Below are 10,308 nucleotides of genomic sequence, written 5' to 3'. Positions count from 1 at the left end.
GCACGACGCCGGGGGTCGCGGAGGAGCGGCGGGCGGGGCGGCCGTAGGTGTAGTCGTCGCCCGCACCCGCGGCGGAGGTGGCCGAGCGGATGGCGGCGCCCAGCAGTTCCCGCCACGGCTGGGTCGGGTGCACGGCTTCCTCGGCCCAGCGCCGCCATCCTTCGGGGGCATTGCCCGGTCGGCCCGAGATGCCCTGTGCCACTCGGAATATGACCGCGTCGCGCTGTTGCTCGCTGAGACCGTCCGCGCCGTCGGGTCCCAGTTCCCACTCGCGGTCCAGGCCGTCGGCGCCGCTGCCGCAGTCGAGCCAGGCCAGCTCCGGGGGTATGTGGGTGATACGGAACTGGTGCAGGTAGTCCTCCATGAGTTCGCCCGGCGACAATCCAAGAAATGCCGGTGTGACAGCGCCTTCGGGCTCGACCAGTCCGTCACCGAAGGCGTCGTCGTTGATCTCGGCGTCCGCGGCGATGTTCATGCGCAGCCGTTCGGTCGCGCCGGTCAGGTTGTGCTCGCGGGCGAATCGATCGCTGCGGCCGTGATGATCGCGCAGCAGGTGTGAAACCTCGTGCACCAGAACCGAAGCGAGCTCCTCCACGGAGGTGCGGTCCACGAAGACGGGCGACACGTAGCACCGCCAGTAGCGATCGACGCTCATGGTCGGCACCCCGCGCGACTCGACCAGGTTCAGTGCGTAGAGGGCGGTCGCCAGGTACGGGCGGGCGCGGACAGCCAAAAGCCTTGCGGCGTACAGCTTCTCGAAATCCAACGGAACACGGTGCTCGGTCATCGCGCCACCTGCGCGGCGACGCGGTCCGCGGCCCGATCCGCGCCCCGGGACACCGACACCATTCCGGCGAGTCGCTCGATCGACTTCGGCACGTCCCAATCGCCCTGCCGCAGTGTGGCGAGCGTGGTCGCGGGCACGACCACGAGGTCCGGCGCACCGGTCTCGACGGCCTTGACCAGCAGCGCCCAGGCCGCGTCCCAGCGGGACCGGTCCGGTTGCCTGCGGACCGCGGCCACCACGCCGTCGAGCACCGCCTGCCGCAGGTCTCCGCGTTCGGGCAGCTCGGCCGCGGCCGGATCGCGCAGCAGCACTTCGGGATCGGGCAGATCCATGCGGTCGATGCTGGTGAGCAGTTCGAAGCCGGGGCCGTCGCCGACGGCGCCGCGGATCAACAGCGACAGCACATCCGGGCCCGCATCGGCGGCGGTGGCGAAGGCGATCAGCCGCACCGTCATCTCCCAGCTGCGCGGTGAGGGCCAGGCGCCGCCGCGGCGGGTCTCACCGCTGGGCAGTTGATGCACGAGTTTGGGCCGGGCAGTGAGCAGTTCGCAGACCGCGCGCCGGGCGTGCGCCACCGCGTCCGTGAGCTTCGCGGGATCGAGTGTGGGCAGGGTGGCGCGCGGCCAGGTGCCGCCGAGGCCGCGCACCACCACCTCGTGGTCGTGGGTCCATTGCAGGTGCACGAAGCGGTTGGCCAGCGGCGGGCTCAATTCCCACCCGTCGGCCGCCGAGGAACGCGGATTGGCCGCCGCGACGATGCGGACATCGGGAGGCAGTTGGAGCGTGCCGATCCGCCGCTCCAGGACCAGGCGCAGCAGGGCCGCCTGGACCGCGGGCGGCGCGGTCGACAGCTCGTCCAGGAACAGCAGGCCCCGACCGGCCCGCACCAGGCGGACGGCCCAGTCCGGGGGAGCCATCGGGACGCCCTCTGCTGCGGGGTCGTCACCGATGATTGGCAGGCCCGAAAAGTCGGACGGCTCATGGACACTCGCGATCACCGTGGTGAGCGGCAGCTCCAGGGTTTCGGCCAGCTGGGTCAGGGCGGCGGTCTTGCCGATGCCGGGTTCGCCCCAGAGCAGCACCGGGAGGTCGGCGGCGACCGCCAGGGTGAGTGCTTCCAGCTGGATGTTCGCGCGCGGTTCGGTGGTGGTTTCGCGCAGCAGGGTCAGCAGGTCGGTGGCCACGTCGAGCTGGGATGCGGGCGGATTCGACGGGACGGCGCGGAGCGTGTTTGCATGCATGTATGAATCACCTTGGGGTTGAGAAGAATTGGGGATGCGCGAGAGATCAGCGCGTGGATGCGTGGCGCGGATGTGCGCGGAATACCTGATGCGGTGCCGCTCGGTGCGGGGGACGGCGACGCCGTGGCGTGTCGGGGCCCTCGTCGAACAGCCCGGCCCGGAACAGTCCGTAGGTGATCCGCTTGCGCGCGGCCGCCTCCAGTTCGTCGCGCAGCGCGCCATCGCGCAGCGCGGCGCCGGGCCCGAGCAGACCCTCGACCACGGCCAGCGCACCGGCGATATCGCCGTGGCGCAGGCGTTCCCGGACGCCGACCAGACAATCCGGGTGGCGATGCGCCCGGTCGATGGCCTGTAGGCAGGGGAGTGGGGTGCCGGTCAGGGCGGCGAGGAGTTCCTCGCGACGGATCTCGAGGGGGTCGTGGTCCAGTGCGGTCAGTACGCCGTCGAGCAGGCCGATTCGATGCCGTTCGCCCCGGCAATCGACCAGGTGGGGCTGGTCTCCTCGGCTTGTGCCACAGGGTGATTCGATGTGCGGATAGTCGGGTGCGAGAGCCGAGGCGACCAAGGGATGCAGGCGGTCCGGCGTGAGGGTGCCGGCGCGAAGTAACTCCAGATCGGGGAGCACCCGTGTCGCCGCGTCCGGAAGGACCGGCAGCGCGGACTTTTCGCCGGGTGGATATCCCTTCACGACTCGCAATCGCGGCTGGTGGCTTGCGTCCGTTCGTAACTCGGCGATCAGCCGTCGGCCTCCGAGCCGGATTGCCAATGGACCCGCCGAACGCCCCTCGGCGCGCAGCAGAATCTCCGCTTCGGCAGTCCATTGATCGAATTGCGTTGCTCTGGAGCGAATCCCGAGTTCGGCCGCTCTCCTCGCATCCCAGAGGTGGCGATGCAGATCCAGCCGGAAGCGTCGATCTGGGCGGGGATGCGGATCCAGACCGGCACCGGCCTCGGGGCGGGACTCGTCCCACAGCGCGAGGACGATCCGCTGACCGGCGTCCGCCCAGGCCGGTGCGGTCCGGACCACGAGATGTATGGAACCGGCTCTACCGCAATGACTTCCATATTCGTGGCCGCCGTAGCGGGCCAGCGTCATGGTCAGCGCCGGTCGTAGTAACCCGTCCGGTCCGACCCTGGGCATATGCCAGCGCAGCAGATCCGGGGCCAGGTGGCGCAGATCGTCCCGCACTCGACGGGCCAGCTCAGCGCCGTGAGTACGAGCCAATGATCGCGGATTGACATCGACATCGAAACCCGCCGCGGCGCACGCCCCGGCCCAGTCACCGACGTTGCGCCGGGCGGTTGCGGTTTCGATCATGGTGGGCGGCACGGCGAACTCGCGCACGCGCAGCCAGAGGGAAATTCGGGATTCGTTCCCGTTCACTGTCGGTTGGTGCATCAGCACTCACCTGAAGCGAACGAGACCCCCAATCCTTGATCAGAATGAGTCATCATCGTCCCGATCATAACGCCCCCACCCGAACCGGGCTACCGGTGGGTGGGGGCTGGGGGCTCGGCCCCCGGTCGCGTCAGCCTTCCCAGTCGAGGACCGGGGCGAGCGATTTGAACTGCGCCGACGGCGGGGTCAGTCGCAGCAGCGTATTGCGCGCCAGCACCGCCAGCGGCGAGGACAGCTGACCGACGGCCCCGATCATCCGGGACCGCTTCACGATCATCTGTGTCCGCGGCCTGCGCTGCGCGTCGAACCGCGCGAGATCGCCGTCCTCGGCGGCGACCCGGGCCAGCACCACCGCGTCCTCGAGTGCCTGGCAGGCGCCCTGTCCAAGGTTCGGGGTCATGGCGTGTGCGGCATCGCCTACCAACGCGATCCGGTCTGCCACATAGGTTTTCAGCGGCGGCAGGTCGTAGAGGTCGTGCTTGAGGACCGCCGACTCGTCGGCCGCCGCGAGCAGGGCCGGGATCGGCGCGTGCCAGGATCCGAACCGTGCCCGCATTTCGGACAGTCCGCCGCCCTGGGTGCCCGCCGCCATATCGGCGGTGGCGAAGCAGTAGACCCGGCGGTCGGGGAGCACGCCGTACCCGAAACGCTCACCGCTGCCCCAGCTTTCACCCATGTCGTTGATCGGCTCGGAGGGCGTGACCACCACCCGCCACGCGGTGTATCCGCTGTAGCGGGGTTCGATCGGTCCGCACACCGCGCGCCGCACCACACTGCGAATACCGTCCGCGCCGACGATCACGTCACCGGTCGAGGTCCCCGCCGAGTGCACGACGGCACCGTCCGTCCGCGCCTCCGTCGCCGAAATTCCGGTGTGTACAGCGGATTCCGGAACCTCCGAGCGCAGGATGTCCAGCAGATCGGCGCGATGCATCATGACCGGACTGCCGTACCGTTCCCGGATGGCGTCGGCGTCGGCCCGGGCAAGCCAGCGCCCCTTGCTGTCCCGAATCCCGGCCGATCTCTCTTCCCGCGCCTGTTTGCGGATCTCGTCGCCGAGTCCCAGCGCATTCAGTGCTCGAAGGGCATTGGGCCACAGTGAGATTCCGGCCCCGACCTCAGCGATCCGGGTGGATCGCTCCAGCACCTCGACGTCCCAGCCTTGCCGGGTGAACGCGATGGCGGTCGCGAGTCCTCCGATGCCGCCGCCGACTATGACAGCCTTGGGCATACCGTTCCCCTCACTTGGCGAGCTGCAGGGCCACCGTCGCGGCGGCCGGAACCAAGTACAGCACCGGGAAGATCGCCGAGCTCGCGTGCCCCGCGCGAATCGAGGTGGCCGACGCGCCCAGGAAGTACAGAATCAGGCAGACCGCCGCCGCGATCCCGATCGCCGGAATGAAGAACCCCACGATCAACCCCAGCGCGCCCGCCGACTTGGCCAGCGCCAGCCAATTCCACCAGGAGGCCGGAACCCCATACTGCTGCAACGGTTCCACCACGAACTGCTTCTTGGTGAACAACGAGAATCCGGAGAACCCGATCCACAGGGCCGCGACAACTCCGACGACGTGGTACGCGATGTTCATGAGGTTGATCCTTTGCAGGTCGAGACTGTTTTTTCGAACGACAGAAGATTCCCATCGCCCGAGGTCCCCTCGGTAGTGCGCGAGTCACCAACCGCACCTGCACGACCCAGTACTCACCCATGCAAAACGCATGGGCCACAAAGGCGAATCGCCTGCCGCCCGGCAGTCAGGCCCGGAACTGCTCGGCCCGATGCGACAGGCGTTCAGCGAAGGTCTCGACCCACTCCGCCGATTGCGTCGCGTCGACCGCATCCTCCCCGCGCCTCCGCGCCTTCCGCGCCGGAATATCGACCCGCCCCTTCGCCCTCCCCGGCACGGCCTGCAACGCGAGCAGCCGGACACCCCAGCAAATATAGGATTCCAAGCTCATCCCGGCGCATTCCGCCGCATCCCGCAAGGCAAGCCATTCGCTGTCATCCACCGTCACGGTCACCGTGACATCCCTGGTCACCATAATCCGACAACCCTAGACCGCAATGGTCCCGCGCAAGCTGAATAAAGCCGATAAAGATTTGTAAGAGTTTCGGACGGGGCGCGCAGTTTTATCGCCGCGTGTCTGTAAAGAGCGAAAAGGGGCGATCGTCGTCCTGATCGGCCCACTCGGGTTGCCGGGTTGCCTGAGCAGCGGCCTGCTTCTCCTCCCGCAGGAACTGTTCATAAACCTTGTGCGCCTGGTTCTCCGCTTCGGCTCGCGCCGCCCGGTACTGCTCGATAATGGTCTGCTCGAGCCGTTCGGTGCCCTGAGCGACGGCCTGCGGCGCCAGCCTGAGTTGGGTGATCTGCCCGTACGCATCGACCTCGATCGCCATGGTGCGGTCCGCGGCGCGAGCCTGGGCGCGCACCTCCCCGATCACCTTGTCGATCTTCTCGGCCCGCGCGCGACGCTGGTCCACGTGCCACCCACCCCTTCATCCGGATCACCGATGTCGGGCGACCTCCCCGACCGTTCGACACTGTACCGACAACGGGTAGCGGTTTGTTCGCCGTGCATGTCCACGCGCTACTATCGGGCAGCGTTGTGACCGGTGATGGGGGATTCATGAAGCGAAAGCTGTTGGTGGGGCGGTAAACATGGTTGCTTTCGATCCCGAGAAGATGCGCGCGCTCGCGTCCGAGACCCGCACCCATGCCGGTGCGATCGGCAAACTGAACCCGATCGGCGAGCACAACCGTGACGCCGCGCTCGGCGCGATGCCGTTCTCCGCCTTCGCGAAAAACGTCGGCGACGTTCTGAAGGCGATGGATCGGGTGGTGACGCTCCATCAAGGCAGGCTCGATCAGTTCGCGACGCTGACCGATAACGCGGCAGGCACAGTCGAGGGGATGGACGAGGCGAATGCGGCCGGATTCAAGGGGATCAAGTGAGCGGTGAGAAGATCACCATCTCCACGGTGCTGGGTTGGAAGCTCGATTCGGCGCGCTTCGCCGCCGCGGACGCCATGAACGCCGGTATCACCCTCGAGGTCGAATCCCTCAATGCCGACAAGGCGATTCAGGGCTCCGACTCCTACTTCGGCGACCAGGCCGGTAGCGCCGCTCGCACCATGTCGACCAAGTTGAAGAACGAGGCGGTCACCACCGGTGACGTCCTCGAGGCGATTCAGAAGCAGATCGACACCACTACTGCCGCATTGCAATCCGATATCAAGAGCCTGCAGTCGGCCGTGGACGATGTCGAAGACTCGGAGTGGAACCTCTTCTACGACGACGAGACCGGTGATGTGAAGTCATACGACTCGAATTGGGAGACGATCAAAAAGCATTGGGGCAACCCGGCTTCCGTCGCCTGGAAGACCGCCGCCTGCCTCACCCTGGGCGCGAATCTCAAGCAGGCGTTCTGGGATGTGCAGGAAACCGACAAGATCGGCGCGCGCAACCTGGCCACGCAACTCGAGAACGTATCCGAGGATGTCAAGAAGGTGCTGGCTGGAATTCCGGAGGACGCCGCGCTCCGGGACATTCTCGAAAAATACCAGGTGGACGCGACGAAGTCCGAGATCGTCGTCTGGCCCGACTCGACCCTGCTGAATCTGATCAGGATGGCTAAGCCCGACATCCAGCCGGTAGAGATGACGGTCGACGAAAAGGCAGCGCTGGATAAGCTCTGTAACCCGCTCTACGGCGGTGACCCGCGGAACTTCCTGAAGTTCAATGACATCAAGGAAGAAGCGGAAGAGTTCGGAAAGAACAACAAGTACACCGCGGTGAATCCGGACTCGAAGGATGACGGTCACGGGGACGCGGCCCGGCATGCCTACTGGAACGCGCGCATGACGCAAGAGTTCGGTGCCGACTGGGCGAAGCAGTACGCCACCGCCCATGAGAGCGTCGGCGGAAACGGTCCGCAGCGCGAAGCGATGGACCTCAAGAACAATGATGTCGGCCGTCAGATCGGTCTGGCGAACATGGACGCATCGAAGGACGACCTGAAGACAGCGGTCATTGCCGCGGTCGACAGGGGCGACACCGTGGTCATCCACCATCCCGACCCCAACCCCGCCGCGCCTTTCCAGATCGCCTTCAGCAATACCGTTCCCTGGACGGATACAAAGAGCCCCGAGCAAGTGGATATCCCGTTGCCGGCCAAGGGAAAGTGAGTGCGAGGCAAGTGAAACCAGCCACGATCGTTATCGGCATCCTGATCGCTGCACTGCTGGCCGGATGCGCCGCCAAGCAGGACAAGCCCGCTGCGAAAACGTGTCAATCCGAAATCCGCCTCGACAGCAAGCCGGAGCCGCTCGGCTCGAGCAAGGCCCTGTCGGCGGAGTTCAAAGCCGCCGGGTCCAGGGAACAACCCATCAGCCTTGGCGAGGTAACTCGTGCAGCCGGTTGGTCCGATGATTGGGACACGGTGATCGACGTCTCCTCGGCAATGGATGACAACTGGCTGAACAAGATGGCGGAAACCCCAGCGGGAACCTGTTGGAAGGGGCTACCACCCCGGATCGGCTCTGATCCGGCATCTTTCGGGTACTACGTCTTCCTGAAGGACCGGCGGGTGGTGCAGTCAGTGACGTGGGACAGCGGGTACAGGGCACTGGAGTTCCGCACCAATGAGCGACTGACTCACGACACCGTGCTGAACGCCAAAAGCGGAGGGCTCAGAACGTACTGATCAGCTGCGCAGCAGGGTGGCGAGGCGTCGGATCGCGCCGTAGACACCGAGGGTGCCGAGGGCCAGGAGGTAGGCGAGGTTGATCAGCATGCCGGGGGCGAGGACACCCGCGGCGAGACCGCGCATGAGTGCTATGCCCTGATAGAGCGGGAGGCATCGGATCAGCAATTAGTATTTCCCGAGGTTCGATGCGCTCGTGTCACCCAGCTTTCCTTTCAACGACGAGAGGTGCGACGGCAGCGTCAGCACCGCGAGCGGCGGCGGCAACAACCTGTGGGGCATCACCGATGGTCCCGCCGCCGGTCATTCGATCCAGCTGAACCTCATCGACGACAAGACGACCGACGCCAACGGCGACACCACCGACATCTACGTCTTCCAGTCGGCGATCTTCATGCCCTGACCACGCCGCTCCGTGCGGGCCTATCCGATGATCGCCTGCCCGGGCATGCCGCAGGTGCTGCCCGCCGGCACACCGGCGAGGCGCTGGCCGAGCCAATCCAGGGCGGCGGGACTGCCCGCGACGTTTCCGGTGAGGTGTTCGACGCCCGGGAGCCGGTGGTAGGTGACGTTCACGCCGCGGGCGCAGTAGTCGCCGATGAGCCCGTCGGTGTCGGGTATGGGCGAGATTTCGTCGTTCATCGCGTGGTAGATGTAGAGCGGCATCGAGGGTGTCCCGTAGCCACCCGCCCGTAAACTCGCTACGACACCGGCGATCTGGGGGATGTCGAGCAGACTGACACCGGCCGGGGTGACGGTGTGATCGCTCAATCGCATCAGCGGGTACGCGGTCTCGAGTTGCAGCAGGCACGAGTTGCCGACCGTATTGCGGAAGCCCGTATCGGGGAAGTAGGACTCCATGCCGAGTTCGGGGTTGGCGCGCCCGATACCGAGCGCGGCGGCCGCGGCGATGGGGCCGAAGACGGTGCCGTCGAGGGTTCGGGCGGTCGAGCCGATGTCCACGGTCACCCCGCCCGCGGCGACACCACGCAGATTGAGTTCCGGGGCATAGTCGGCGGCGAGCTCCGCGGCGAACTCGCTGCCGCGCGCGCCGCTCGGCCTCGGACCAACACCGCCACTTGATCTTTCGTCTTGCCCGTGCTGGCCTGTCGGGTCAGCGCGGGAAGCGGCAAGATAGTGCGTTTGTCGTGCCGATGATGGCAGGACAGCAGCCTCCGCTGGTGGACTGCGTGGGCGTAATGGTCGTGTCGGCGTCAGAATGCGGGCACTTCACTGGTGGTGGCATTGCCGGTGATCGACGGTTTCAGCCCCAGCTCCCAGTCCGTCGACTCGTCGAATGGCTCGTCGAATTTCTGGAAGCGGCGGTTGCGTGTGAAGCTGAGCGTGGCCTGGTCCCAGTCGGTGCCGGACTTCAGGTAGACGAAGTAGGTGCCGGCGATCCCATTGAGGGTCGCCTCGGAGTTGGCCTGCACGTAGATCGTCGCCTGCGGCCGCTTGGGGTCGCCGTTGGTCACCACCACCGCGAAGTCCTTGTTGTCGTCGTTGATGATGCGAAGCGTTCCCGAACCGACGAGCCCGTCCTGTTGGACCACCTCGCCGTTCTCGCCGCGGCGGTTCAGCAGCGGCGCCGCGGAGGTGGTCGTGGTGGTCACCGGGCTCGCCGATGTGGTCGTGGTCGTAGTCGTGCTGGTGGTCGTGGAGCGCGCCTGATCCTGTGCGGTCGCACACCCTGCCAACAATGCCGCGGCCGCCATCGCGGCAGCGGCCAGCCCGCCTGGTTTCGTCATCATTTTCCCCCTGTGTTCATTCTCCCTGCGCCAGACCGGCTCCCCGGTTCGAGTATCGCTCGAAACCTCGTGGAAGTCAGCCCGATTGGCGCCACCGCGTGGGGGCCGCCTACGGCACGGTGCTGCTCAACTTGTGGCATGAGGATCTGCGGATCGGGATTGCCGAGGGTTGGCAAGACCGCGACGATGAACGCGGGCGCGCTCACCGCTGCGGATGAACTGCGGACCGAGATCGAGAACGGTCGGTCCGGGGATGCTGAGAACGGTGATCTGCCAGCGGTTTCCTGAGTGCCCCCGGTGAGGTTCGAACTCACACTGGGCGGATTTTAAGTCCGCTGCCTCTGCCAATTGGGCTACGGGGGCGTCTGGGTCAGACTACCCAGCCGTACGGTCGTGCTGGTAGCAGGTATTCGGGGAGTGGGGTTAGGG

General features: G+C 66.4%; 13 protein-coding genes, 1 tRNA gene and 1 pseudogene. 4 read left to right on the top strand and 11 right to left on the bottom strand.

Annotated features, from left to right (window positions below; all coding sequences use genetic code 11):
* The 7 genes and pseudogenes from ACAM49_RS35440 to ACAM49_RS35410 all read right to left on the bottom strand — a co-directional run.
* Positions 1 to 787 (bottom strand): annotated as a pseudogene (locus tag ACAM49_RS35440) (hypothetical protein); the annotation flags it as partial.
* Positions 784 to 2,028 (bottom strand): AAA family ATPase, encoded by a 1,245-nt coding sequence (locus tag ACAM49_RS35435; RefSeq protein WP_369639904.1) that lies wholly within the window; start codon positions 2,026 to 2,028, stop codon positions 784 to 786. The gene ACAM49_RS35435 and the pseudogene ACAM49_RS35440, both read right to left, overlap by 4 nt.
* Positions 2,029 to 2,074: 46 nt before the next feature.
* Positions 2,075 to 3,427: a hypothetical protein gene (locus tag ACAM49_RS35430; RefSeq protein ID WP_369639903.1), complete on the bottom strand. Its 1,353-nt coding sequence runs from the start codon at positions 3,425 to 3,427 to the stop codon at positions 2,075 to 2,077.
* A gap of 130 nt (positions 3,428 to 3,557) precedes the next feature.
* Positions 3,558 to 4,658: an FAD-dependent monooxygenase gene (locus ACAM49_RS35425; RefSeq protein WP_369639902.1), complete on the bottom strand. Its 1,101-nt coding sequence runs from the start codon at positions 4,656 to 4,658 to the stop codon at positions 3,558 to 3,560.
* Between the two features lie 10 nt (positions 4,659 to 4,668).
* Complete coding sequence (locus tag ACAM49_RS35420; RefSeq protein WP_369639901.1) at positions 4,669 to 5,016, bottom strand: DoxX family protein; 348 nt, start codon at positions 5,014 to 5,016, stop codon at positions 4,669 to 4,671.
* A 166-nt stretch (positions 5,017 to 5,182) separates the two neighbouring features.
* The gene (locus ACAM49_RS35415; RefSeq protein ID WP_369639900.1) at positions 5,183 to 5,449 is read right to left on the bottom strand and encodes a hypothetical protein; all 267 of its coding nucleotides are present in this window, start codon (positions 5,447 to 5,449) and stop codon (positions 5,183 to 5,185) included.
* 109 nt (positions 5,450 to 5,558) lie between these two features.
* Complete coding sequence (locus tag ACAM49_RS35410) at positions 5,559 to 5,909, bottom strand: YbaB/EbfC family nucleoid-associated protein (RefSeq protein ID WP_369639899.1); 351 nt, start codon at positions 5,907 to 5,909, stop codon at positions 5,559 to 5,561.
* Positions 5,910 to 6,087: 178 nt separating this feature from the next.
* Here ACAM49_RS35410 and ACAM49_RS35405 point away from each other — a divergent pair, with 178 nt between their 5' ends.
* The 3 genes from ACAM49_RS35405 to ACAM49_RS35395 are packed head-to-tail and all read left to right on the top strand — an operon-like array spanning position 6,088 to position 8,131.
* Positions 6,088 to 6,381 (top strand): hypothetical protein, encoded by a 294-nt coding sequence (locus tag ACAM49_RS35405; protein WP_369639898.1) that lies wholly within the window; start codon positions 6,088 to 6,090, stop codon positions 6,379 to 6,381.
* Positions 6,382 to 6,407: 26 nt separating this feature from the next.
* A complete protein-coding gene (locus ACAM49_RS35400) occupies positions 6,408 to 7,613 on the top strand; it encodes a hypothetical protein (protein WP_369639897.1) in 1,206 nt (401 codons plus the stop codon).
* 11 nt (positions 7,614 to 7,624) lie between these two features.
* Complete coding sequence (locus ACAM49_RS35395) at positions 7,625 to 8,131, top strand: hypothetical protein (RefSeq protein ID WP_369639896.1); 507 nt, start codon at positions 7,625 to 7,627, stop codon at positions 8,129 to 8,131.
* Here the strand turns inward: ACAM49_RS35395 and ACAM49_RS35390 are convergent, their stop codons facing one another.
* The gene (locus tag ACAM49_RS35390) at positions 8,132 to 8,257 is read right to left on the bottom strand and encodes a hypothetical protein (RefSeq protein ID WP_369639895.1); all 126 of its coding nucleotides are present in this window, start codon (positions 8,255 to 8,257) and stop codon (positions 8,132 to 8,134) included. It abuts the gene before it with no gap.
* 70 nt (positions 8,258 to 8,327) lie between these two features.
* Here ACAM49_RS35390 and ACAM49_RS35385 point away from each other — a divergent pair, with 70 nt between their 5' ends.
* Entirely contained in the window at positions 8,328 to 8,534 is a 207-nt protein-coding gene (locus tag ACAM49_RS35385) for a hypothetical protein (protein ID WP_369639894.1), read from the top strand.
* Between the two features lie 20 nt (positions 8,535 to 8,554).
* Here the strand turns inward: ACAM49_RS35385 and ACAM49_RS35380 are convergent, their stop codons facing one another.
* The 3 genes from ACAM49_RS35380 to ACAM49_RS35370 form a co-directional block, all read right to left on the bottom strand.
* Positions 8,555 to 9,295 carry a lipase family protein gene (locus tag ACAM49_RS35380; RefSeq protein ID WP_369639905.1) on the bottom strand — a complete coding sequence of 247 codons (741 nt, stop codon included), beginning with the start codon at positions 9,293 to 9,295 and terminating at the stop codon, positions 8,555 to 8,557.
* 50 nt (positions 9,296 to 9,345) lie between these two features.
* Complete coding sequence (locus ACAM49_RS35375; RefSeq protein ID WP_369639893.1) at positions 9,346 to 9,879, bottom strand: hypothetical protein; 534 nt, start codon at positions 9,877 to 9,879, stop codon at positions 9,346 to 9,348.
* A 289-nt stretch (positions 9,880 to 10,168) separates the two neighbouring features.
* Positions 10,169 to 10,242: transfer RNA gene (locus ACAM49_RS35370), tRNA-Leu, on the bottom strand.
* Positions 10,243 to 10,308 lie beyond the last annotated feature (66 nt).

It is taken from the genome of Nocardia sp. JMUB6875, assembly GCF_041154655.1.
Classification (GTDB): Bacteria; Actinomycetota; Actinomycetes; order Mycobacteriales; family Mycobacteriaceae; genus Nocardia.
Note: the sequence above shows the minus strand (reverse complement) of the source record. Positions and strands in the feature narration are given on the sequence as shown.